Genomic DNA, 23468 nt, shown 5'->3' with positions numbered 1-23468 from the left:
TCCTAGTTTCTGGCGAACAACAGGCTTGGCGCGATGGCTCCGGCCGGAAGCCTCCGGGAGCCCGCAACATCGGAAAGACGTCGGACTCGCACAAGCTCGTATATGATTCCAATACTGCCCACGGCCATGACCGCCGCGGCGCCGCGAAACGCCTGGCCCTCGCCCATCATCAACATGATGGTCGCCGCCCAGACGCCTAGAAAATAGATGATGAACCACTTCTCGGACCGACGTTCCACCGCCAGGTCCTGAACCCGTGGCGTCGGGGCGCGCCCCATCACGGGACCGTAGGTTTCGAGCCAGGTCAGAAAGGCGACAATCTTGTAGAGCTTCGCGAATATGAGACCAGACAGCCAGCCGAACACGGCCAAGAACGCGAACGCGCCGACATGAACGCCGACCTTTCCGCTGACGATGATGACGGTGCCGAGCGTCACCGTCGCCGCCAGATTGGCGAAAGACACGGTTGCCATCCGCATGTTCAGCTCGAGCTGGCGCCGTTTGCGGAAGCGATAGATCGTCGCGATGTCCCGTCCATAGAGCGCAAGCGAGATCACCCCAAGAACGGCGGCGAGGATGAGCACGGCTCCGAGCCCGGCCCCGAGGCCGATCGCGAACAATCCGCCCACGACTGCGACCGATAGCGCGAGCGCACCAAATTTCAGCGCGGCTGTGCTCTGTCGCTCGCCGAGGTCCGCCGAGAGCATGAACATGGCCAGCAGGCGATAGCTCACCCCCATGGCGGTCAGGGTCAGCCAGCCTCCCAGCCCAGCAATCGCATGGATCGGAATCGCCGCGGCCAGGAGCGCGTCGCCGAAGGCGCCCGCCGATCCGGCGAGAGCAAACGCGAACGCGGCGCCGAGCGCGACAGTTGCGCATAGCGCGCCAAGTCCGGCGATGACAAAGAGAGCAGATCCCTTCGGCTGGCTGACGAGAGTCAGGCCCAGATCAAGCGCGACCATCGCCAGACCCGCGCCGAGCACAACGCTGCCCGCCGGCAGAAGCCAAACGGCTGGAGCGATTCGTCCGGCCAGTGAGAGGAAACCCAATATCAAGCAGACCAGACCGACGTTGATGAGGAACAAGGCCGGCAAGGCCCATTTGTCGAAGGAGAGCGGCCTTGCGACGAGAACGGGAACGAACTGGAACAAGGCGCCGCATACCGAGAGAGTGAGCCAACCGATACAGACCGCATGCACAACGACAAGCGTATCGGGAGCGCCGAGCTCTGCGGCGGGGTAACCGAGTCCGCCGACCAGCATTGCCAAGGCAACGAGCAGCCACCCCAGCGCTGCCGCGAAATAGCTCATCGTCCAGCGCGAGATCTTCGCCCCAATCATGAGCGGCTCCAGTTGTTGATCGCGGACGCAGCACTCGCCACGACGATGCGCCATTCGGCAGTTGCCGTGGCGCCCGGAGGAACGCAGCCAAGGGGGCGCGAACAATGAGCTTGCGCCATACAATCCCCGGCGATCGGAAAGATGCTAAACTGGCCCGACCGGCCATTCTTTGTCGGAGCGCAACATTCCGCGTCATCAGCGTCGTGATGACCACTCCAGCTCGACCGGCGGGTTTCCTGTCGCGTCGAGGAACATCCATGTCAGCCGGCAGACATCTTCGACGGTCTGGCTTGGCGGTTCTGTGTCCCCGACCTCTCGATTGCTCGCAATCGCAATCAGCGCAGCTGGCTGGCTGAGTCTATGGTTCGATCCTGCCGAACACTTTCCAGCCACCGCTCCACGTCTCCGCGGGCTTCGAGCTCAACCCCCATATCTCCGGCGAAACCTCTCCAGGCATCGATATTGCTGCGCGGCACGCCGACAATCGTCGGTATCGCAAGGTCCAACGCGCGGGCAATCAGATCAAGCGTTCCGCCTCCCCCGCACTCTGCCTTACCAAATTTGTTCAACACCAGGATGTTTGGACGCGCATCCAGGCTGGCGAGGACTCGAACTGTCACCTCTGCCAGCGCCGATTCATCCAGCCGGCAACCTCTCGCTCCCGATCCACGATCCTCGAAGATCGGGGTTTGATTTGCCGTGTCGATCTCCTCGAGCAGGACGTCGCACCTGCGATTTTCGTCGAGGAACAGCCTTCGCTGCAGTGCGCCGGCGACCTTCAATCGCGCTCGACGCGAGTGATCCACGAGGTGATCGAACGTCTCGTAGGGATATTTCCCGTCGTCGTATACGAGCGCCACCAGCGGCGCGGCCGCAACGCCGACTTTCTCTACCATCTCATCGTGCATGCGAATCCCAACATCAATTTGACGCTTCGACATTTTTAACCCGCCCCTCCAGCACGGATAGCCTGCGGTGGATCCGTTCTAGGAGAGCTCGATTTCATCCCTCTGCAGCGACCACTTGATCATGGACGTCAGACAGACGATCGCGGGGTCGGCGGCGCGGTCGATAGCGCTCATCAACCCGAGCCAATCCTCGTTCTCTGCGAGATTTGCAAAACGCCGGACAGCAGCCGACGCATACTCACCGACATCCTCGCCGAGGCGATCCGCGACAGAGCTGATGCGCACCAGGAGCGTGAGGTCGCCGCACCCCTGCAACACCGCACTCGACTTCGCGTCGTCACTGAGATCGTGAATGAGATCCCCGAGCAGCATGATCGCCCCCTCTACTGCGACAGCACCGATTGCGGCGCCGGCAACGTCACGCCAACGATCTCCGCGCGGCCCGCCAGCTTGGCTACATACTGCGCGAGCGCCTGATGCCGCACACGCTCGGTGAGATATTGCGAAATGCGCGCCCTTGCCATGTCGAACGGCAGGACTTGTCCGAGGGCCCGTCGGTCGAGGCGCACGACATGGATACCAAAGCGTGTCTCAATCAGACCGACCTCTCCAACCGACATCCGGGCCAGCGCGGCGTCGAACTCTGCGGTCGTCTGCCCACGCGACAGCTGACCGAGCCTGCCACCATTCTCCGCCGAGACCCTGCAATCGGAGCGATCGCGCGCGATGGTCTCGAACAGTTCCGGGCTTCTCCGCATGGCCTCCACGATCGTCCGCCCCTCGTCTCGCGCAGCCGACCGAGCCAGCGAATCGCTGCTCGGCGCGATCAGCAGGATGTGAGACGCTTCGTACAGTTCTCCGACCAGGAACCGCTGCCTGTTCTGATCGTAGAAGCGACGGCACGTCGATTCGTCCGGCTCGTGTATCAGAACCTCACGCGCGATCAGCGCCCGCATCGCCGCCTCTTCCTCGGTTTCGCTGCGACCTTCGGCATCGCGCAGAGGAGCGGCCGTTATGCCGAGCCGCATGACCTCCTGTCTCAGCAATTCGCGCACCGCAAGCGCGCGCGCCGCCGCTTGCCAGGCGAGGATCGGCTTGTCCGACGGATGGTTCTGAACTTCCCGGGCAATGACGTCGCGTTCGATCACGACCCCGTTCACACTGACCGGCTTCGGCTTTGGAAGCGCCGCGCCCAATGAACAGTCCATCGGCTACTCCGCGGGCTGAATTGGTTGCACAAGATGACGGCGCCCGTCGCGGCTGCGCACCACCTGATAGCCGCGGCGGCCGAGATACCACACCGGCGCACTCCAGATGTGGACCAGGCGGGTGAAGGGGAAGAGCAGGAAGATAGTCATTCCCAGGACCAGATGCGCCTTGAAGATCGGATGGACGTCGACGATGTTGGCGGCGATTCCGGGCTGCAACGTGAGAATGCCCTGCGCCCAGGCCATGAACTTGACCATTTCATGACCATCGAGATGACCGAGCGACACGGGGATGGTCGCCAAGCCAAGCAGCAGCTGGACGAACAGCACCAGAAGGATACCCGTGTCAGCAAAAGACGACGTCGCGCGAATCCTGGGATCGAAAAGCCTGCGATGCGCGAGGAGTGAAATGCCGACCAGACACATCAGTCCGGCGCCGCCACCGGCGACGATCGCGAGCATCTGCTTGAAGCCGTGGGACACGCCGAGCATGTCAAACACCCAGATCGGCGTCAGCAGCCCGACGAAATGACCCGCAAAAATGAAGAGGATCCCAACATGGAAAAGGTTCGAGCCCCAGATCAATTGGCGCCGCCGAAGCAGCTGACTCGAGCCTGAGCGCCACGTGTATTGCTCGCGGTCGAATCGAATCAGACTGCCGACCAGAAAGACTGTCAGGCAGAGATAGGGATACCAGCCGAAGACGATGGCATTGAGTGTTTGCATGGCCAATCCCTCATTGCAACTGTGACGGCGGCGCGTTGACCGCACGTTTGGCGTGGCGCAGTTTTGCGATCAGATCGTCGTGCCCACAGGCTGCCTGGTCGCCCCCTCCCGGGCCGAACCTGACCTCTTCATCCTCCCAGGCCGCGTCGAGCGCGCGCAGGTCCATCGGATCCACGTCCGTTGCCTTCAGCAGCTCATCGACGATCTCCGCGCGGGGCTGCTCCGCGGCGATCTGGAGCAGCGCATCGAACACCGCCCTATAGCTCGACTGCCGACGCCCCAATCGTTCCGCGAGCGCGGCGATGATGTGGCTGGTCTGGCCAAGCAACTCGCGCGCGTCCGCAATCTCCCGGGTGGCGAGAAATTCGAGGAACAGCGGCAGATAATCCGGCAGCTCGTTGCCGGCGATGACGAGGTTCGCACGGTCATACATGGCCCGCAGGTCGACCATGGCCTGGCCGCGGTCGCGGCCTTCGCCATGAACGTGCTCGAACAGATGCAGCGCCAGGGTCTTGCTGCGGTCGAACAGCAGGCCGTAGCGCTCCTGCAGGTCGTAGACGTCGCCGGTGGCGATCTCCTGCAGCAGCACATCGAGCTCCCGGCGAATGCCAGGCTGGACGAGGCCTTCCTGGTCGAGCACCCGCGCGAGCTCCGGGATGGCCGTGATCAATTCCCCGCTCGGATAGTTCAGCAATGCCGACAGCACCTTGAACGTCTTCATCAGGCGACCTCCATCGGGTTCTTGGCCTTACGCGGCGATCCGAACAGGTTGACTTCGCTTTCGCCCCCGGAGCAGCCGTTGCCGAACGAGAAGCCGCAGGAGCCGCGGATATCAAACGCGTCGGCACCGAGCTCGCGGTGCGCGGTCGGGATCACGAAGCGGTCCTCGTAGTTGGCGATCGCCATGATGTGGTACATGTCGTCGATCTGCGGGCCGCTCAGGCCGACGCGCCTCGCGATCGCCTCGTCGACCACGCCGTCGATGGTCTTGGCCCGCATATAGGCACGCATGGCCAGCATTCGCTCGAGCGCCAGCGTCACCGGCTTCTCGTCGCCCGCAGTCAGCAGATTGGCGAGGTACCGCATCGGAATGCGCAAGGATTTGACGTCGGGCATCTCGCCATCGTGCCCGATCTTGCCGGACGAGGCCGCCGACGTGATCGGCGACAGCGGCGGCACATACCAGACCATCGGCAGGGTCCGATATTCCGGGTGCAAGGGGAAGGCGACCTTCCATTCCATCGCCATCTTCCAGATCGGCGACCGTATCGCCGCCTCCAGCCATGCATGAGGGATGCCCTGGCGCTCGGCTTCCGCAAGCACGTTCGGATCGTTCGGATCGAGAAAGATGTCGAGCTGGGCCCGGTAGAGATCGCCCTCGTCGGGCTTGGCCGCGGCCTCTGCGATGCGGTCCGCGTCATACAACACGACACCGAGATAGCGAATGCGCCCGACACAGGTCTCGGAGCACACGGTCGGCTGCCCTGCCTCGATCCGAGGATAGCAGAAGATGCACTTCTCCGATTTTCCCGAAGACCAGTTATAATAGATCTTCTTGTATGGACAGCCGGAGACGCACATTCTCCAGCCGCGGCACTTGTCCTGGTCGATGAGGACGATGCCGTCCTCCTCGCGCTTGTAGATCGCGCCGGACGGGCAGGATGCGACGCATGCCGGATTGAGGCAATGCTCGCAAAGCCGCGGCAGATACATCATGAAGGTGTTCTCGAACTGGCCGTAGATCTCCTTCTGCACGCCGTCGAAATTGATGTCATGAGAGCGCTTGGCGAATTCGCCGCCCAGGATCTCTTCCCAGTTCGGTCCCCACTCGATCTTTTCCATCCGCTCTCCAGACACCAGCGAGCGCGGCCGTGCCGTCGGCATCGCAGATGCCTCGGGCGCACTTTGCAGGTGCTGATAGTCGAAGGTGAACGGCTCGTAGTAGTCATCGATCTCGGGGAGGTCGGGATTGGCGAAGATATTCGCCAGAACCCGCCACTTGCCGCCGATCCGCGGCTGGATCGACCCGTCGCGATTGCGCGACCAGCCTCCCTTCCAGCGGGACTGGTTCTCCCAATCCTTGGGATAGCCAATGCCCGGTTTGGTCTCGACGTTGTTGAACCACGCGTATTCCATCCCCTCGCGGCTGGTCCAGACGTTCTTGCAGGTCACGCTGCAGGTGTGGCAGCCGATGCACTTATCGAGATTGAGCACCATTGCGATCTGAGCACGGATCTTCATTCTGCAGCCTCCGAGGGGGTCGTGGCCGACCGGTCAGCAGTCGGCTGGTCCAGCCAATCAATCTTCGACATCTTCCGGACGATGACGAACTCGTCGCGGTTGGCGCCGACCGTGCCGTAGTAGTTGAAGCCATAGGCCTGCTGAGCGTAGCCCCCGATCATGTGCGTCGGCTTCGGAACGACACGCGTGACCGAATTGTGGATGCCGCCGCGCTGCCCCGTCTGCTCAGAGCCCGGCACGTTCACGATCTTCTCCTGAGCATGATACATCATGCACATGCCCTGCTTGACCCGCTGCGAGACCACGGCGCGCGCAACCAGCGCTCCATTGGTGTTGTAGGCCTCGATCCAGTCATTGTCGGCGATACCGGCACCCTTTGCGTCGATCTCGCTGATCCACACGATGGGACCGCCGCGCGACAAGGTCAGCATCAGGAGGTTGTCGGTATAGGTGGAGTGGATGCCCCACTTCTGATGGGGCGTAATGAAGTTCAGGATGACGGACGCATTGCCATTCGGCTTGCGATCGATCACCGGCTTGACGGTCTTGGTATCGATCGGCGGCCGGTAGACGCAGAAGCCCTCGCCGAAGGCCCTCATCCATAGGTGATCCTGATAGAGCTGCTGCCTGCCGGTCAGCGTCCGCCAGGGGATCAGCTCGTGAACATTGGTGTAGCCGGCGTTGTAGCAGACCTTCTCCGACTCGAGCCCCGACCAGATCGGCGACGAGATGATCTTGCGCGGCTGCGCGACGACGTCGCGGAATCGGATCTTCTCGTCCTCCTTCGGAATGGCGAGATGAGCATGGTCGCGGCCGGTGAATTGCTCCAGGGACGACCACGCCTTGACCGCGACCTCGCCATTGGTTTCCGGCGCCAGGCTGAGGATCACCTCGCAAGCGTCGACCGCACTGTCGATGCGAGCCAGCCCCTGGGTCGGCCCGTCGTCAGCGACGACGCCGTTGAGGCGCTTCAGGAGCTCGACCTCATGGTCGGTGTTCCAGGCCATCCCCTTGCCGCCATTGCCGAGCTTGTTCATCAACGGTCCGAGCGAGGTGAAGCGCTTGTAGAGATTCGGATAGTCACGTTCGACCACCGTGACCGCTGGCATGGTCTTGCCGGGGATCGGATCGATCTCGCCCTGCTTCCAGTCCTTGACGTCGAACGCCTGCGCGATTTCGCCCGGACTGTCATGCATGATCGGCGTCAGCACGACGTCCTTCTCGACCCCGAGCACTTCGGGCGCGACCCTGGAGAAGGCCTCGGCGATCCCCTTGTAGATGTCCCAATCGCTGCGCGATTCCCACACCGGATCGATCGCCGCCGAGAGCGGATGGATGAATGGATGCATGTCGGACGTATTGAGGTCGTTCTTCTCGTACCAAGTGGCCGTCGGCAGCACGACGTCCGAATACATGCACGTGGTCGACATCCGGAAGTCGAGCGTGACCAGCAGATCGAGCTTTCCTTCCGGGGCCTCTTCGTGCCAGGTGACCTCGACCGGTCTATTGTGGCCCTGGTCGCCAAGATCCTTGCCGATCACGCCATGCTTGGTGCCGAGCAGATGCTTGAGGAAGTATTCGTGGCCCTTGCCTGAGGCGCCGAGCAGGTTGGAGCGCCAGACGAACAGGTTGCGAGGCCAGTTCTTCGGATGATCGGGATCCTCGCAGGAGAGCTTCAGCTCGCCCGACTTCAAGGCCTTCGCGACGTAGTCCTTCGGCTCCAGGCCGGCGGCGGCGGAACGCTTCGATACCTCGATCGGATTGGCCTGCAGTTGCGGCGCGGACGGCAGCCATCCCATGCGCTCCGCGCGGACATTGTAGTCGATCAACGCTCCGTCCCAAGAACCGGCCGGTGCGGTCGGTGAGAGAATCTCGCTGACATTGACCGTCTCGTAGCGCCATTGGTCGGTGTGAGCGTAAAACGCCGAAGTCGAATTCATCTGCCTCGGCGGGCGTCCCCAATCGAGCGCAAAGGCGAGCGGCGTCCAGCCCGACTGCGGCCGCAGCTTTTCCTGCCCCACATAATGCGACCAACCACCGCCGGACTGGCCGACACAGCCGCACATCACCAGCATGTTGATGATGCCGCGATAGTTCATGTCCATGTGGTACCAGTGGTTCAGACCGGCCCCGACGATGACCATCGAGCGCCCCCGGGTCTTGGACGCATTCGAGGCAAACTCGCGGGCAACCGCGATGATCTGGCCGCGCGGCACGCCACAGATCGCCTCGGCCCATGCCGGAGTGTACGGTTCCAGATCGTCGTAGCTCCTGCCGAGGTGGTCGCCGCCGAAGCCGCGATCGACGCCATAATTGGCGGCGAACAAATCGAACACAGTGGCCACGACCGCCTCGCCATCGGCAAGACGAAGTCGCTTCACCGGCACGTTGCGGGTCAGCACATCCGGATGATTGGTGCCGCTGAAGTGATCGTGCTGACGGTTGCCGAAATAGGGGAATCCCACCGGTGCGACGTCGTCCTCGATGCCGGCCAGAGACAGCCGCAGCCGGGTGTCGTTGTTCGCCGAGCTCTTCTCTTCCAGGCTCCACTTGCCTTTTTCGCCCCAGCGGAAGCCGACCGATCCCTTGGGCACGACAATGGTCCCGCTGATCTCATCATAGGCGACGGTCTTCCATTCGGGATTGTTGGCCTCGTCGAGAGATGTGGCGAAATCCGAGGCGCGCACGAACCGCTCAGGAACGAGCCGTCCCTCGGATTTCACCAGCCGCACCAGAAATGGCATATCCGTATACTGGCGCACATAGTCGTTGAAGTACGGCGTCTGCCGGTCGATGTGAAACTCCTTGAGGATCACGTGCCCCATCGCCATCGCGAGCGCCGCGTCGGTGCCCTGCTTCGGCGACAGCCAGAGATCGGCGAATTTCGCAGCCTCGGAATAATCCGGGCAGACAACGACGCTCTTGGTCCCCTTGTAGCGTACCTCCGTGTAGAAGTGCGCATCCGGCGTACGCGTCTGTGGCACGTTGGAGCCCCACAGCATCAGGAAGCCTGAATTGTACCAGTCCGCGCTTTCAGGTACGTCGGTCTGCTCGCCCCAGGTCTGTGGCGAGGCCGGCGGCAGGTCGCAATACCAATCGTAGAACGACATGCAGACGCCGCCGAGCAGCGACAGATAGCGCGCGCCGGCCGCGTAGCTCACCATGGACATCGCCGGGATCGGCGAAAATCCGAACACGCGGTCCGGACCATGGGCTCTGACCGTATAGGCATTGGCTGCCGCGATCAGCTCATTGACCTCGGCCCAACTCGCCCGCACGAAGCCGCCCAGTCCGCGCCTCTGCACATAGTCCGAGCGCTTGCCCGGATTCTCGACGATCGACTTCCAGGCTGCGACCGGCGTCATCCGCGCTCGCGCCTCGCGCCACAGCCTGAGCAGCCGCGAGCGCACCAGCGGATATTTCACCCGGTTTCCGGAATAGAGGTACCAGCTGTAGCTCGCGCCGCGTGCGCAGCCGCGCGGCTCATGATTGGGAAGATCAGGGCGCGTCCGGGGGTAGTCGGTCTGCTGAGTCTCCCAGGTGACGATGCCGCCCTTGACGTAGACCTTCCACGAGCAGGAGCCGGTGCAGTTCACGCCATGCGTCGAGCGCACAATCTTGTCGTGCTGCCAGCGCTTGCGATAGCCCTCCTCCCAGGAACGGTCCTCGGTCGTCGTCACGCCGTGTCCGCCTGCGAACTCCTCCTTGGCCCGGGTGAAGAAGGTCAGCCTATCGAGAAAATGGCTCATCTTTTACGTCCTCATTCAGCGGGTTGGGCAGCGGCCGCGATCGCCCGGCGCCGTTCGACATCGTGCAGGACGCCGCCCTTGCGGGTGTAGACGGCCCAGGTGATCAGCACGCAGGTGACGTAGAAGCCGAAGAAGCCCCATAGGGCGGCCTGCACGCCGCCGGTAAGGTCGATCGAGGTGCCGTAGGATTTGGGAATGAAGAATGCGCCGAAGGCGGCAATCGCGGAGGTGAAGCCGGTGATGGCGGCGGATTCCTTCTCGGCCTGGCGCAGCCGCGTTTCCGCGTCCGCGGTCGGCATGAGCCGGGTCATTTCCTGGCGCATGATGTTGGGGATCATCTGGAAGGTCGATGCATTGCCGACGCCGGTCGCGAAGAACAGCAGCAGGAACATCGCGAAGAAGCCCCAGAATGCACCGGGCTGATCCTTGATGCCGAGGAAATAGAGCACCCCGAGCACGCCGGCCATCATCAGCAGGAACACCCCGACGGTCACGCGCCCGCCGCCCCATTTGTCGGCCATCCAGCCCGTCGCGGACCGCGACAAGGCACCCACCAGCGGCCCGAGGAATGCGAACTGCAACGCGTCGACGGCCGGGAACTGGGTCTTCGCCAGCAGCGGGAAGCCCGCAGAATAGCCGATGAACGAGCCGAACGTACCGGTGTAGAGCCAGCACATGATCCAGTTGTGCCGCCGCTGGAAGATGACGGCCTGATCCGCGAAGGACGCTTTCGCGGAGGCGATGTCGTTCATCCCGAACCAGGCGGCGAAAGCACTGGCGACGATGAACGGCACCCAGACGAAGCCGGCGTTCTGAAGCCAGATCGGCATCGGCTGCGACCCGCTCGTTGCCATCGCCGGATCTCCGCCGAACCAGCCGAACACGCCGACCGTGATGACGATCGGCACCACGAACTGGACCACGCTGACGCCGAGATTGCCGAGGCCGGCATTGAGCGCGAGCGCGTTGCCCTTCTCGGCGCGGGGAAAGAAGAAGGAGATATTGGCCATCGACGAGGCGAAATTGCCGCCGCCAAAGCCGCACAACAGCGCCAGTATCAGGAACACCGGATAGGGCGTTGCGGGATTCTGCACCGCATAGCCGATTCCGATCGCGGGTATCAGCAGCGACCACGTGGCCAGCGTGGTCCACAGCCGGCCGCCGAAGATCGGCACCATGAAGGAGTAGAAGATGCGCAGAACTGCACCGGAGATCCCAGGCAGCGACGCCAGCCAGAACAGCTCATCGGTCGTGAACTTGAAGCCGACCGAAGGCAGCTTCGCAACCACGACAGACCAGACCTGCCAGACCGCGAAGGACAACAGCAGCGCCGGAATGGAGATCCAGAGATTGCGTCGCGCGATGGCTCGGCCCTGCTCCCTCCAGAACGTGTCGTCCTCAGGCCGCCAGTCGGTGAGAACCGCGCCGGACAGGGCTCCGATGTGCTCGGGCCGGTGGATCTCCTCCATTTCCGGCAGCTCCGGCAGCCGCTTCAGCGCCTCGCCGGCAACGCCGCGCTCCATCTGCCGGATCGAGAGATGCATCCAGACCAGCGCGACCCCGACGAGCAGGAAGAGCAGCATGAAGCAGCTGGTTCGCAGACCGGTGAGATCGACCAGCGCGCCGAACGCGATCGGGAGCACGAATCCGCCGAGCCCGCCGATCATGCCGACCAGGCCGCCGACGGCTCCGACATTGTTCGGATAGTAGACGGGGATGTGCTTGTAGACGGCGGCCTTGCCGAGCGCCATGAAGAAGCCGAGCACGAAGACGATGACGACGAACGGGACGAGCCCCATCTCCAGATGAAAGCCGACCTTTCCGTTGACGGTCGTCACGACGTAGTCCGTCGGCGGGTAGGACAACAGGAAGGTCGCGGCGACACCGACCAGAAATGTCCAGTACATCACGCGCCGGGCACCGAAGCGATCGGACAAGTGTCCGCCATAGGCGCGAAACACGCTGGCCGGAAACGAGAACATGGCGGCCATCATGCCGGCCGACTGGATTCCGACGCCGTAGACCTTGATCAGGTATTGCGGCAGCCACAGCGACAGCGCGACGAAGGCGCCGAAAACGAAGAAGTAGTACAGCGCGAAGCGCCAGACCTGGATGTTCTTGAGCGGCGCGAGCTCGAGCCAGGCGCTGCCGGCCTTCTGCTTGCGCTGCCTTCGCGAGCGGACCACCGGGTCCTCCTCGGAGAACAGCCAGAAGACGATCGCCATGACGCCGATCGCGAGCGCCCATATCTGCGCCACGGTCTGCCAGCCATAGGCGACCAGCACGAACGGCGCGACGAACTTGGTGACGGCGGCGCCCACATTGCCGGCGCCGAAGATTCCCAGCGCAGTGCCCTGCTTGGCCGTCGGATAGAACCGCGACACGTAGGCGACGCCGACCGCGAACGAGCCACCGGCGATTCCTACGAAGAGCGCGGCGACGAGAAATTGCGGATAGGTATGCGCCCAGGTCAGGAGATAGGTCGCGACCGCCGCGGCGAGCATCACGACGGTGTAGACGCGGCGCCCGCCATACTGATCGGTCCAGATGCCGAGCACCAGCCGGATCAGCGAGCCGCTCAGGATCGGGGTGCCGATCAGGAGACCGAACTCGGTTTCGTTCAGATCCAGCTCTTGCTTGATCCGGATGCCGATGATCGAGAAGATCGTCCACACCGCAAAGCAGATCGTGAACGAGATTGTTGAGAGCCAGAGTGCTCGCGTTCGGTGCTCAGGGCTGAAATCTACGGCGTCCATGGTGGCCTCGACATATGGCTTCGACGCCACAGCAGTTATTCGGGGCACCGGGAAAAGGTTTTGCGATGCATCAACCGGACGGTCCGGTCGGCCACAATCTGCCAAATGTCTCAGATCGAATTATCAGACTGCATGTATGCAATTGACTTTTGTCACAGTTCGGCGCGATAGCGGGTGAGTGACTCTTGGAGCTTCGCTTGCGCCCCGACGAACTCGCCCAGTTGAAGACGCTGCCGCTGTTTGCGGACCTCAGCGAGGAGAACCTGAAGCGGTTGCTCGGCGCGGCTCTGCTGCAGCAATTTCCGGCCGGGGTGCGGTTGGCTCGCGAGGGAGATCAGGCCGACTTCCTGCATGTGCTGATTGGCGGGTTGGTGGAAATCTACACCGAGCAGGACGAGGCCGAGTGGGGCATCTCACTGCTGCGTCCCGTGTCGACCTTCATACTTGCTGCAGTCGTCGTCGATCAGGCGTATCTCAATTCAGCCCGCACGCTGACGGAGTCGCGGGTGCTGCTGATCCCCGCCCGCGATGTAAGGGCGCTCTTCGACGAAGACATCGCATTCGCACGGATTGTTGCTCAGGAGCTGGCGTATGCCTATCGCGCTTCTGTCAAGAAACTGAAGGGCACCCTGGCCCGGTCGAGCATCGAGCGCCTCGCCAACTGGATCCTCGCCGAAGCCCAGCGCGAGCCGGGGCATGCGAATATCGTCATCCCATTCGACCGCGGCACGCTGGCCTCCCACATCGGCACGACGCGCGAAAACCTGTCACGCAGTCTCGCCCAACTTACGAGCCATGGGGTTCGCGTCCGCGGACGAGAGATCGTCATCGACCACAAGGAGCGGTTGGAGCTGTTTGCCCGGCCAAAGCCCCTGATCGACGATCCCGGCTCGTAGGCTTCTTTTGCGATCGGTCCTGCCCTTCTGTTGGGAACGGCAAATCAGCAGAGTACGGAAACGGAGCCGTCGATCCGCCGCACACCCACCCCGCGTGGCAGTCGCTGGGACGCCCCGAAACCGATCGGCCCTGGAACGTGCGGCCGGCAAAGCCGTGATCGCGGGCGATGCTGAGGAAAGCAAACCGGACCCGATGGAAACGGTCACAGCCTCACCGCTTGGCGGAGAGGCGTATCCGAGCCGAATGAAGCGAGTGCAGGGAAAGGTGGTCGCGGGGGAGCGCTACCGCCTTTCCCCACAGCCGGCGGACCTACGATACTTCCTGCAATCCTACGCATAACGAGGCTCCTCGGTGCTGGCTCGGTCAGCACCTCATGCTGGACCATCGCTTCCGGCCTCGGACCCGCGTTCCAGGCGAGGCTCGGGCCGCCGTTGGATTTCTGCGCTAAGGGGTCCATGAAGCGTTCCGACATCGGCAGAGGTGATTGCGATGCGCACAGAAAGGTTTGGCGCCTACTAGACCGGAGCACCTTCAGAACCGCCTTTTGGCGATCTTCGGCGTTGCGCCCTCTTCGCGCACGTATCGAATTGACCGCCCGCTTCGCCAGCGAGAATCTGCGCGACGGCTTTGGACAGGCGATTATGACCGCACTTTGGGAATTCCAGCTCTCAGGGCTCCGCGCCGAGGAACGCGCGGGTCGCCTGTAGGATTTCGTCCGACAGTTCTTCTGAATCGGAGATGCGCGCGAGCAACATCGCCCCAATCATCGCTGCCCAACTGCCGATCGCCGCGACACGCTTCTGGTGCGGATCGTCACCTGGCGCCGAGGCCGTGAATTGTTCGATCTGCCGTCGCATCTCCTCGGTCAGGACGCGGCGTGTGGGCGCCGGCGCCCGCGACATCTCGGGCCCGAGCGCCGCGAAGACGCATCCCGCCCCCGCCGCATCCCGATGTTCTGGCCGCAGATACGCGCGGGCGAAGCCACGGACATCCGGCGGCAGCAGGGGTTGACGCCTGCTGGCCTCGAAAACGTCCGCCAGGGCCTCGGTCACGAGCTCCTGTTTGCTCGCAAAGTGCCTTGGAAAGCCGCCGTGCGTCAGCCCCGCTGCGTCCATGATCTCGGCGACGGTAACACCGTCAATTCCCTTTTCCCGGAACAACTTAGCGGCCGAGTTCACGATCGCCCGCCTGCTCTCCGCCTTCTGCTCCCGGCTTCTCGCCAAAATAAATCTCCCTCAGTTCAAAAAATGTAGATGACAAACATCATCTTTGCAAGTAGATGATGGTTGTCATCTACATTTTGGGGACGGATTGGCCCCTCCCACGGAGAAGAAGACATGTCCACTGCACTCATTACCGGCGCCTCCAGCGGCATCGGCGCCGTCTATGCGCGGCGCCTTGCCGCGCGCGGCCATGACCTCGTCCTCGTCGCTCGCGCGACGGAGCGAATGGCGGCCCTGGCCGCGGAACTGCGCAAGGCGCACGGGATTGCCGTCGAAGTCCTGACAGCGGATTTGACGGATGCCGCGCAGCTGCAAATGGTGGCGAACCGGCTCCGTTCGGGCAGCCCAGTCGAGATTCTGGTCAACAACGCTGGCGCGGCGCTGCTCGGCCCGTTCGAGGCGGCGGATCCCGCCGCCATGGAGCAACTGCTCAAGCTCAATGTGACTGCGCCGACGCTGCTGGCTTCGGCGGCGATCGGGGGCATGGTAAAACGCGGAAGCGGCGCCATCATCAATCTCGGTTCGGTGGTGTCGTTCATGCCCGCGTTTTTTCCGGGGATTTATTCGGCGACCAAGTCTTACGTGCTCACGTTCTCGCAGGGGCTGGCGGCCGAGGTCGGGCCCAAGGGCGTCTACGTTCAGGCCGTGGTACCGGCGGCAACCAGGACCGAAATCTGGGAACGGGCGGGTGCCGATCTCTCGAAAATTTCCAATCTCATGGGCGTCGAGGACCTGGTCGACGCGGCGCTGGTCGGCTTCGATCGCCGCGAAGCCGTGACGATACCGCCCCTTTCGGACCTGGGCCTCTGGGAGGCGTTCGAGGGCGCACGCGCGGTTCTGCCCTCAGGTTTGGGTGCGCAGCCCGCCGAGCGCTACCGCGCGCGCGCCAGCGCCTAGTCCCAATGCTCCGATCGGCCGGCGATACCGGCCGATCGGTACTCCCGCTCCTCATCTCGAAACGCGTAGCCATCCCTTCGATCCAGCGTGCAGCCTCAATGCTGCCTCATCAGGAATTGCGGACATGAACTCTCAATCTCGTCGCACGATGATCACCGCCGGAGCGCTGGGCGCTGCGGCACTTGCGCTACCGCTGAAGGCGCAGGCCGCCGCCAGTTCGGCGACCGCCTCCACCCAGTTCGTCGACGTTGGCGGACGCCGCCTCGCCTATCGATCCGTCGGCACGGGCAAGCCGCTGGTCCTGTGCAACCGTTTTCGAGGCGTCCTCGATCTTTGGGATCCCGCCTTCATCGACGGATTGGCCGCACAGGGCTTTCAGGTCGTAACCTTCGACTATTCAGGTCTTGGCCAGTCGACTGGCGAAAAATCCTACAATCCGATGTCGCTCGCGAAGGATGGCAAGGATCTCATCGAGGCACTCGGCCTCAAGGACGTCGCGATCGGTGGATGGTCGATCGGTGGGATCGCCGCGCAGATCTTGCTGGCAATGACCGGGCCGATGGCAACTCATGTGGTTCTGCTGGCCACGACACCTCCGGGCCCGCTGGTCAAGACGGGCGAACAACTCTTCTATGATACCGCGGCAATCCCCGGCATCGCATTGGAGCAGTTCACGACTGTGTTCTTCGAACCTGCGGACGCAGGCAGCCGGGCGGCTTCAAAGCGCTCGTTCGATCGCATCATGGCGCGAAAGAAAGACCGCAGCCCCGACGTTCCGGCCGACTGGGCCATGGCGCAGATCGGCAACACGCCGCGTAACCCGGTGTTTCCATCAGACCAGATTTTGCAGCTCTTGAAGACGACGTCGGTTCCGATCCTGCACCTGGGAGCCGACCACGACATCGTGTTCCCGATCGAGAACTGGTATGCGTTGAATGGGCAGCTGCCGACCCTTCATCTGATCACCTATGCGCGAGCCGGGCACGGGCCGCATCATCAATATCCGGACGAGGCTTCCGCCCAAATCGGCGCTTTCATCAAGGCCACCAGCAAGGGCTGAACATTTTCGAGGCCGCGGAGCGAGGGGCAGTTGGACAAAAGAGATAACCGCTAACTGCTCCTTCTCTTCCGCGGCAGACGTTGCGAGCACAGCATAATGTTCGCGGCTCTTCTTCGCTATGTCGACCCGACGCAGATGGAAGTATCCGCGGCGAATTAGACGACGACGGCTTCGGCGAAATAGGCCACTCCGAGCCATTCGGCGATCAACGCGGGTTTTTGCGCCCCCTCGATCTCGACAGTGACCTCCAACTTGGTGGCCACCTCCTTCGGATTGCGAGCCGTCATATCCAGAAGTTTGAATCTGGCCCGCACCCGACCTCCGGATCGTACGGCGGACATAAATCGTATCCTGTCGAAACCGTAGTTGACCGCCATGACTCTCCCCGAAAGCTTCGGAAGCGCGTCAAACGCCATCGGCGCAAGCAAAGAAAGCGTCAGGAAGCCGTGAGCGACCGTTCCGGCAAACGGCGTCTCGGCGGCCTTCACCGGATCTATGTGGATGAATTGCCAATCCTCCGTAATGTCGGCGAATTGGTCGATGCGAGATTGGTCAATCTCGAACCAGCGTGACACGCCGACCTCCTTGCCCACCATTGCCGCATATTCTTTCGGCGAAATGTCAGGCAGGCTCGATCCTTTCATTGCCCTCGTCCTCGTTAGAGACCGATGATTTATTCCGCGTGAGCCGAGTCTGCGCCGCACCGACCATCGGCTCTCCTCTGATGAGGTCGACTGTCAGGCGCCGACGAGCGTCTCAACTTCAGCCGATGGCTTCGCCGCGATGACAACGTCTGAGATGGATGGACCTTGCTCAGAGCCGGTTCAGCGCCACCTCGGACCTTCACTTCCAGAAGCACTCCTTGCGAAGTCGGGGCACTCAGATGAAGGTCACATCTTTAGCAGGTGACCCGGCATACAATTCCTCAACGCTATGCGCTCGGTGGCCGAGTACAGCCCGCTGATTTACATAGGCCTTGTCGGTGATTTCACCAGCGGCAAGCGACGGAAGCTCCTTCAGCAACTTGAATGAGCGGATTCGTTCGCTGCTTCCGACTGTTTCGTTGTGTGCCCGAAAGCACTCTCTCAGGAATGCCAGCACGCCTGGATCTCGCTCGAGATCGCCAACGGGCCAGGAGACGTGTTGTTTGGCTTGGCTGGGATTTAGCCAGGCAAGAACCGCGCATTGGTCCCGGTTTTCGCCCGCAATGACGACGTCCTGAAGAACGCCACGCGTTGCGCCCAGGATGGTCGCCCTGAGGTTCCCGACAACCACCCAGGTCCCGTTCGTGAGCTTGAAGTTTTCGGAAAGACGGCCCGTGAATCTCAATCCGAGATGCGGCCGCTCCGGGTCGAGGAAAGCCACGGTGTCTCCAACCCGGTAGTAGCCCTCCTCGTCGAATGCACTTTCCGTGAGATCGGATCTGCCGAAATATCCCGGCGTGACGTTCGGTCCCTTTACGCGAACCTCGTAACTATCTCCCGCAGGCAGCAGCTTGAGCCTGAGACCAGGTCCCGGAAGGCCGACCTCTCCCGGTTCCTCGGTGGCCCAGTGCGTCGTGCTGATCGTTGGGGCCGTTTCGGTCGTGCCGTACCCAGACATGACGGGAATGCGGCGGCCGGTCGCACGAAATGACAGGTCATAGAGCTTGTCCAGCGTGGACTGCGGAATTGCCGCTCCGGCGTAGGTCATTCGCTCCATGCGGTTGAAGAATGTATTTCTGAAATGCTCGTCCGCTTCGAGAGCATCACACAGGAGCGTGTAGCCGCCGGGCACGTTGAACATCGCTGTGGGGGAAATTTCCCTCAGGTTGGCGATGGTCTTATGGAAGAGTTGCGGGACGGGGCGTCCGTCATCGATGTAGAGCGTCCCTCCATTCTTCAGGGTGCCCTGCAGAATGACATTGCCCCCCATCGTGTGATGCCAGGGCAACCACTCGACCTGAACCGGAGCTTGGATTGCCGGCGCCAGCAGACTGCCCATTTCGAGGGCGCATGCCATCATGCGATGCGTGTTGATGACGCCCTTCGGCAGGCCGGTCGAGCCCGACGTGAACAGAATTTTTGCGATGGCGTCACGATCGAGGTTTCCGAATCGCCGCTGAAACTCCGAGGTTGGTCGTCCCTCGTACAGGGTCTCGAGCGGCAGAAGCCCGTCGGATCCACCGCATGCGATCCAAGTCGCCTCCTCCAGCCCACTAACTGATCGGGCTGCGGCAAAGGCGCTGCCGTCCTGCACGAATACAAATGATGGCCTGAGCAGCCGAGCGATGTCCGTCAAGCGGGACAGCCCGCCCGGCATCAATGTATAGTTGGGTGAAATGGGAGCGACGGCCATCCCGATCGACATGGCCGCGAACATGACGATTGCATGCTCGATCGAATTCCCCGAGAGAATTGCAATCCTGTCGCCCGGCTGAGCTCCGCGATCGATCAACCCCTGACCTACGGACTGAGTCCGTAGCCACATCTGCCGATACGAGATCTTTTGCCACCCGGCAGCTTCGCGTTGCGCCAGAAAGACGCGATCGGGCTCCTGCATCGCCCATACGGGTAGAAAGTCGGTGATCGACCAGCTCGGCTCGACGAAGTTGATCGGCGACCTCAGGATGAGGCTTCCGTCGGGTTGCGCTTCGATACTGACCTCGCGTGGAGCAAAGTTGACGTCAGACGTGGCGCGCGCGGCAACATTCGTCGTCATAGATTTCCTCCGCTCCCATTCACGAGCGACTTGAACACTCTGCAATTTGCTCGCCTTCCGTTCGGCCGGTCTATCCGATTGGAATAGACGAGCTTTGTACCGACCCTACGGCCCACCGCATCCCTGGCCGCCGGGCTGACACGCGCTAAGCGGCCATCCGGAGAATCTTAACGATGTCTTCGGGGCCTTTGATCGGACGCGGGTTTGCGCGCGTGAAAACCGAAAGCATCGCGTTCCGTCCGATCAGATCGAATTTGTCCTCGGTCACGCCAACTTCAGACAATCGACGCGGGAGCTCCAACTGTCGTATAAATTCGGCGAACGTCTCGCTTGCTTTCGTCCCCGGCACTCCCCAAGCTTCGGCGAGCTTGTCTTGTGCTCCAGCCGTATCCGGGCGATTGAACTCCAGCACGCTGGGCATCATGACCGCGGTGCAAAAGTAATGCGGCACATCGCATGTACCGCCAAGCACGTGTCCGATAGCATGGCTCGCCCCCATCGGAACCCGACACTGCAGCCCGAAGGCGGACAGCCACGACCCGAGTTGGCAGGATTGCCGGGCCTCAAGATTGTCCGGATTCATTTTTGTCGCGAGCAGCCCGTCATAGAGATAGCGCAGTCCCCGCAGGCAAACGCTTTCGACGAGGGGATTGCCTCTCGGCGAGCAGACGGCTTCGATCCCGTGGTCCATCGCGCGCGTTCCGGAGCCGAGCCACAAGTTTTGAGGTGTGTGAACCGTAATCGCGGGGTCGAGGATGATCGAACGAGGCATCATCAAGGGATGGTGAAAGATCTGCTTCAGTTTCCGCCGTGTATCGGTAACGAGGCTACCGGCGTTGTATTCGCCGCCGGACAATGTACTCGGGATGGCGATCATCCTGACGCTCGGAGCTCGAAACGGACCAGGGCGCGGGCCCTCCGGGGTCGAGACTACTTCAAACCCGTCGAGGCCGCCCTCATCGGTGATCTTGTGCTCAATGCACATCAGAACGATTTTTGCCGCGTCGACTACAGAACCACCGCCGACGGCCACGATCAGGTCGGCGCCTGCCCCGACCGCCCTTGCGGCCGCAGCTACGGCAGACGTACGTGTGGTGTGCTGCGGGACCCCATCAAACGTCCCCGCATACCTGGAACCTAATGCTTTGCGGATCTTTTCGATCTCGTCGGTTTTCGTATTCAACGTATGGCTGGCAATCAGAAACACCCTGTGGGCGTCGAGCCGCTCCGCCTCCTCGGCCAGCGCTTGCCCGGCAGGCTTTCCGAAGATCACCTGATCCATCGGGGGATATTGATGAAGTCCAACCTTGATCATGGGCTCTCTCCTAAAAAGAGGTTGTCGTCGCACCAACCGGGAGTTGGCTGTTTCCTCCCGATCAGTCAGGCGGGCTGCCCGATGACGTTCAGATGTGGAGCGCGGCGCCAACACCGCGAACGACGACGGACCGCTCGCCCCGGATCTACCAGGGTTCGCGGTACGGTCGCACTTCCGAGAGGAAAGACCACGCCGAGCGGTCCTGATGCGCGATGTGGTAGATTTCCTCGGCGATCGCCGCGGGTTTGATGAAGAACTCGTCGGGCGCGTCCTTCATTCGCTCCCGCTGCCATGGCACGTCAATGACCGCATCGATGACCAGATAAGCCACGTGAATCCCTTGCGGGCCGAGGTCGCGCGCGATCGACTCGGCGAGGATACGCTGGGCTGCCTTCGTCGGCGCAAAACCCGCGAAGTTCGCCTTTCCTCGCAGAGCCGACGTGTTGCCCGTTACGAGGAGCGCTCCGCCGCCAGCCGCTATCATTGGGGGCGCGACGTGCCGCGCGAGATGGAGCAGTGCCATCACGTTTGTCTCGAAATTGGCTCGGAGAACCTCGGGACCTACCTCCTGAAACTTTCCGAACGCCCCGCCAACCGCATTATGGACAACGACCTTCGGCGGGCCGGACCGCCGGTCGATCTCGTCGAGCACCCGCGCGAGCGCTGCCGAGTCCGAGACGTCACACGCCATCGGAATACTCGACGGAATCTCCGCCGATAGCGCGTCCAGGCGCGCCTTGTCGCGCGCGAGCATCGCGACGCGATACCCTCCGGCCGCGAACCGCCTGACGATAGCAGAGCCGGTACCAGGTCCGACTCCGGTGACAATTGCCAGCGGCTGCGCATCAATCTTGCTCATGCTGCCCTCAGTGCTTCGCGAATGAATTCAAGGCGGTCATTGTCGAAAAACATTTCGTCGTTCACGATGAAGGTCGGCGCGCCGAAGATGCCGCGCGCTCCCGCTGCTTCATTTCCCTGCGTCAACCGATCATCCAATTCGGTGCTATCGGCTCTGGAAGCAACTTGGGGGTCACGTATTCCGGAAGCTTCAAGGATCCGCACCAGATCCCCGGCTGTGCTCAGCGGCAAGCCATGTCGCCAGAACGCCGGAAAGATCGCCGCAACGACCTCCTTGGCGAGACCGCAATCTTCCGCCGCGAGCACCGCGCGCAGCAGCCTGCGGCCGTCGATCGATTTTATGTCCTTATGCCGGCTCAGCGGTACGCCGTATCTCTTCGCCCGGCGCTGTAGATCTGCGCCGGCGTATTTGCCTTTGGTCGGACAGGTCAAGGCCGTCGGCGTGTTACCGACCTGCTTCATGGCTGCGACGATATCTACAGGATGGTCGCTCAGCTCAGCATCCAGCGTGCCGAGCTGAGAGTGGGCGAGATAGGAATAAGGACTGCGAAAGTCGAAATAGAAGTCGATGCTGGTCATTGCGCTCGTCATCCAACTCCCCGGCAGAAGCAGCGGAGCCTGCCAAGACGGAATGTTAAGACGCCTTGAGTCTGGGCCAGACGAATTCGACCGCCCCGGTCGCCTTGAGCTTGCCGCCCCCTGATGCGCGGACAACCTCCAAATTCCAAAAATTGGGGTCGAGCGCCCATTTTCCCTCCTGAAACAGTGGCTTCGGCGCACACGACAGCCATCAGTCTCTTCTTGTGATTGACCCGACTTTAGCTGCCACAGAACTCTCGTCAATTCCTTTTTAGAATTGATATTCGATCCAATCGAGCGCCCGGTCGTTCTAATCCCTCCAAGCGATGGTCGACTGTCCGATCGACCGGCATCCTTCGTGGACTCTGCGGAAAATAATAGCCACCGCGCCTTAGCGCGAGGCCGGCCAAGCAGGCTTCAAGGCAATTTCGCTCTTTTCTGGCCTGACCATTAAGTGCTAAATTCGAACTGACGCGACGGACAGATGGAGAGACCAACATGAGCGTTGCGCAGTTCATTCGCAGTGAGGTGGAGTCCAACGAGATCGTCCTGTTCATGAAAGGTACGCCCTCGTCGCCGGCCTGCGGGTTCTCGGCGCAGGTAGTTCGCATCCTCGATCATCTGGGAGTTTCGTTCAAATCGCACAACATCTACGAGTCGGAGGAGTTGCGGCAGGGTATCAAGGACTACTCGGACTGGCCGACCATTCCACAGCTGTATGTACGGGGCGAATTCGTGGGTGGCTGCGATATCGTGACGGAGATGTTCCGGTCTGGAGAGCTGCAGGCCATTCTCTCGGAGCCGCAGGAAGCGGCGCGATCATGAACCACGGCTGGGCTCTCTGTCGACGGCCTACCCCGTCATCAGAGGGCGCCGATGTCGCGAAAACACATGAGCGTCCGCGCAATGTTTGGTCATTTGCCGTGTGATGTGCAGGGCCAAGCGCTATCGAGGATGGGGCAGCGCCTGGTGGCAGTCTCAGCATTCTTTCGTTGCATCAATCGCCGGTCG

At 62.1% G+C, this 23468-nt stretch carries 19 protein-coding genes; 4 read left to right on the top strand and 15 right to left on the bottom strand.

What is annotated here, in order from left to right; translation table 11 throughout:
- Nucleotides 1-2: 2 nt before the first annotated feature.
- From ACQR1E_RS30555 to ACQR1E_RS30515, 9 genes are all read right to left on the bottom strand, one after another.
- Nucleotides 3-1340 carry a hypothetical protein gene (locus ACQR1E_RS30555; protein ID WP_434897949.1) on the bottom strand — a complete coding sequence of 446 codons (1338 nt, stop codon included), beginning with the start codon at nucleotides 1338-1340 and terminating at the stop codon, nucleotides 3-5.
- Between the two features lie 335 nt (nucleotides 1341-1675).
- Nucleotides 1676-2281, bottom strand: a complete 606-nt coding sequence (locus ACQR1E_RS30550) for a DUF2478 domain-containing protein (RefSeq protein WP_315827702.1) — start codon at nucleotides 2279-2281, stop codon at nucleotides 1676-1678.
- Between the two features lie 45 nt (nucleotides 2282-2326).
- On the bottom strand, nucleotides 2327-2620 hold the full coding sequence (locus tag ACQR1E_RS30545) for a hypothetical protein (protein WP_315750143.1): 294 nt from the start codon (nucleotides 2618-2620) through the stop codon (nucleotides 2327-2329).
- Nucleotides 2621-2631: 11 nt separating this feature from the next.
- Nucleotides 2632-3456: a peptidylprolyl isomerase gene (locus ACQR1E_RS30540; protein ID WP_434897948.1), complete on the bottom strand. Its 825-nt coding sequence runs from the start codon at nucleotides 3454-3456 to the stop codon at nucleotides 2632-2634.
- 3 nt (nucleotides 3457-3459) lie between these two features.
- Nucleotides 3460-4182, bottom strand: coding sequence for a respiratory nitrate reductase subunit gamma (gene narI / locus ACQR1E_RS30535; protein ID WP_315714236.1), 723 nt, complete (start codon nucleotides 4180-4182; stop codon nucleotides 3460-3462).
- Between the two features lie 10 nt (nucleotides 4183-4192).
- Nucleotides 4193-4903: a nitrate reductase molybdenum cofactor assembly chaperone gene (gene narJ / locus ACQR1E_RS30530; protein ID WP_434897947.1), complete on the bottom strand. Its 711-nt coding sequence runs from the start codon at nucleotides 4901-4903 to the stop codon at nucleotides 4193-4195.
- Nucleotides 4903-6423, bottom strand: coding sequence for a nitrate reductase subunit beta (narH, locus tag ACQR1E_RS30525; protein WP_434897946.1), 1521 nt, complete (start codon nucleotides 6421-6423; stop codon nucleotides 4903-4905). The genes narJ and narH overlap by 1 nt, the downstream gene beginning before the upstream one ends.
- The gene (locus ACQR1E_RS30520; protein ID WP_434897945.1) at nucleotides 6420-10172 is read right to left on the bottom strand and encodes a nitrate reductase subunit alpha; all 3753 of its coding nucleotides are present in this window, start codon (nucleotides 10170-10172) and stop codon (nucleotides 6420-6422) included. The genes narH and ACQR1E_RS30520 overlap by 4 nt, the downstream gene beginning before the upstream one ends.
- Before the next feature lie 11 nt (nucleotides 10173-10183).
- Complete coding sequence (locus ACQR1E_RS30515) at nucleotides 10184-12928, bottom strand: nitrate/nitrite transporter (RefSeq protein WP_316174909.1); 2745 nt, start codon at nucleotides 12926-12928, stop codon at nucleotides 10184-10186.
- Between the two features lie 197 nt (nucleotides 12929-13125).
- On the opposite strand from ACQR1E_RS30515, the gene ACQR1E_RS30510 reads away from it, so the two are divergent.
- Nucleotides 13126-13824: a helix-turn-helix domain-containing protein gene (locus ACQR1E_RS30510; protein ID WP_315750137.1), complete on the top strand. Its 699-nt coding sequence runs from the start codon at nucleotides 13126-13128 to the stop codon at nucleotides 13822-13824.
- Between the two features lie 669 nt (nucleotides 13825-14493).
- Here ACQR1E_RS30510 and ACQR1E_RS30505 read toward each other — a convergent pair.
- Nucleotides 14494-15003, bottom strand: coding sequence for a TetR/AcrR family transcriptional regulator (locus tag ACQR1E_RS30505; protein WP_434897944.1), 510 nt, complete (start codon nucleotides 15001-15003; stop codon nucleotides 14494-14496).
- Between the two features lie 159 nt (nucleotides 15004-15162).
- On the opposite strand from ACQR1E_RS30505, the gene ACQR1E_RS30500 reads away from it, so the two are divergent.
- The gene (locus ACQR1E_RS30500; protein ID WP_434897943.1) at nucleotides 15163-15945 is read left to right on the top strand and encodes an SDR family NAD(P)-dependent oxidoreductase; all 783 of its coding nucleotides are present in this window, start codon (nucleotides 15163-15165) and stop codon (nucleotides 15943-15945) included.
- Between the two features lie 124 nt (nucleotides 15946-16069).
- Nucleotides 16070-17005, top strand: coding sequence for an alpha/beta fold hydrolase (locus ACQR1E_RS30495; protein WP_315750134.1), 936 nt, complete (start codon nucleotides 16070-16072; stop codon nucleotides 17003-17005).
- Nucleotides 17006-17160: 155 nt separating this feature from the next.
- Here the strand turns inward: ACQR1E_RS30495 and ACQR1E_RS30490 are convergent, their stop codons facing one another.
- The 5 genes from ACQR1E_RS30490 to ACQR1E_RS30470 form a co-directional block, all read right to left on the bottom strand.
- A complete protein-coding gene (locus tag ACQR1E_RS30490) occupies nucleotides 17161-17649 on the bottom strand; it encodes a MaoC family dehydratase (RefSeq protein ID WP_315750133.1) in 489 nt (162 codons plus the stop codon).
- Between the two features lie 235 nt (nucleotides 17650-17884).
- Nucleotides 17885-19705 (bottom strand): AMP-binding protein, encoded by a 1821-nt coding sequence (locus tag ACQR1E_RS30485; protein WP_434897942.1) that lies wholly within the window; start codon nucleotides 19703-19705, stop codon nucleotides 17885-17887.
- 145 nt (nucleotides 19706-19850) lie between these two features.
- Nucleotides 19851-21020 carry an iron-containing alcohol dehydrogenase gene (locus ACQR1E_RS30480; protein ID WP_434897941.1) on the bottom strand — a complete coding sequence of 390 codons (1170 nt, stop codon included), beginning with the start codon at nucleotides 21018-21020 and terminating at the stop codon, nucleotides 19851-19853.
- Between the two features lie 145 nt (nucleotides 21021-21165).
- Entirely contained in the window at nucleotides 21166-21879 is a 714-nt protein-coding gene (locus tag ACQR1E_RS30475; protein WP_315714224.1) for an SDR family NAD(P)-dependent oxidoreductase, read from the bottom strand.
- The gene (locus tag ACQR1E_RS30470; RefSeq protein ID WP_434872327.1) at nucleotides 21876-22457 is read right to left on the bottom strand and encodes a 2-hydroxychromene-2-carboxylate isomerase; all 582 of its coding nucleotides are present in this window, start codon (nucleotides 22455-22457) and stop codon (nucleotides 21876-21878) included. Before ACQR1E_RS30470 ends, ACQR1E_RS30475 begins: the two co-directional genes overlap by 4 nt.
- Nucleotides 22458-22955: 498 nt before the next feature.
- Between ACQR1E_RS30470 and grxD the strand changes: the two genes are divergently transcribed.
- The gene (grxD, locus tag ACQR1E_RS30465; protein ID WP_315714222.1) at nucleotides 22956-23282 is read left to right on the top strand and encodes a Grx4 family monothiol glutaredoxin; all 327 of its coding nucleotides are present in this window, start codon (nucleotides 22956-22958) and stop codon (nucleotides 23280-23282) included.
- Nucleotides 23283-23468: the final 186 nt, after the last annotated feature.

The sequence above is a fragment of the Bradyrhizobium sp. HKCCYLRH1030 genome (assembly GCF_051168395.1).
In the GTDB taxonomy this organism is placed as follows: Bacteria; Pseudomonadota; Alphaproteobacteria; order Rhizobiales; family Xanthobacteraceae; genus Bradyrhizobium.
This window is presented reverse-complemented; position numbering and strand designations above follow the sequence as displayed.

Bases quoted from the DNA above. Each gene is read 5' to 3' on its own strand.
- ACQR1E_RS30555 (WP_434897949.1), bottom strand. From the start codon at position 1,340: ATGATTGGGGCGAAGATCTCGCGCTGGACGATGAGCTATTTCGCGGCA.
- ACQR1E_RS30550 (WP_315827702.1), bottom strand. From the start codon at position 2,281: ATGTCGAAGCGTCAAATTGATGTTGGGATTCGCATGCACGATGAGATG.
- ACQR1E_RS30545 (WP_315750143.1), bottom strand. From the start codon at position 2,620: ATGCTGCTCGGGGATCTCATTCACGATCTCAGTGACGACGCGAAGTCG.
- ACQR1E_RS30540 (WP_434897948.1), bottom strand. From the start codon at position 3,456: ATGGACTGTTCATTGGGCGCGGCGCTTCCAAAGCCGAAGCCGGTCAGT.
- narI (WP_315714236.1), bottom strand. From the start codon at position 4,182: ATGCAAACACTCAATGCCATCGTCTTCGGCTGGTATCCCTATCTCTGC.
- narJ (WP_434897947.1), bottom strand. From the start codon at position 4,903: ATGAAGACGTTCAAGGTGCTGTCGGCATTGCTGAACTATCCGAGCGGG.
- narH (WP_434897946.1), bottom strand. From the start codon at position 6,423: ATGAAGATCCGTGCTCAGATCGCAATGGTGCTCAATCTCGATAAGTGC.
- ACQR1E_RS30520 (WP_434897945.1), bottom strand. From the start codon at position 10,172: ATGAGCCATTTTCTCGATAGGCTGACCTTCTTCACCCGGGCCAAGGAG.
- ACQR1E_RS30515 (WP_316174909.1), bottom strand. From the start codon at position 12,928: ATGGACGCCGTAGATTTCAGCCCTGAGCACCGAACGCGAGCACTCTGG.
- ACQR1E_RS30500 (WP_434897943.1), top strand. From the start codon at position 15,163: ATGTCCACTGCACTCATTACCGGCGCCTCCAGCGGCATCGGCGCCGTC.
- ACQR1E_RS30495 (WP_315750134.1), top strand. From the start codon at position 16,070: ATGAACTCTCAATCTCGTCGCACGATGATCACCGCCGGAGCGCTGGGC.
- ACQR1E_RS30490 (WP_315750133.1), bottom strand. From the start codon at position 17,649: ATGAAAGGATCGAGCCTGCCTGACATTTCGCCGAAAGAATATGCGGCA.
- ACQR1E_RS30485 (WP_434897942.1), bottom strand. From the start codon at position 19,705: ATGACGACGAATGTTGCCGCGCGCGCCACGTCTGACGTCAACTTTGCT.
- ACQR1E_RS30480 (WP_434897941.1), bottom strand. From the start codon at position 21,020: ATGATCAAGGTTGGACTTCATCAATATCCCCCGATGGATCAGGTGATC.
- ACQR1E_RS30475 (WP_315714224.1), bottom strand. From the start codon at position 21,879: ATGAGCAAGATTGATGCGCAGCCGCTGGCAATTGTCACCGGAGTCGGA.
- ACQR1E_RS30470 (WP_434872327.1), bottom strand. From the start codon at position 22,457: ATGACCAGCATCGACTTCTATTTCGACTTTCGCAGTCCTTATTCCTAT.
- grxD (WP_315714222.1), top strand. From the start codon at position 22,956: ATGAGCGTTGCGCAGTTCATTCGCAGTGAGGTGGAGTCCAACGAGATC.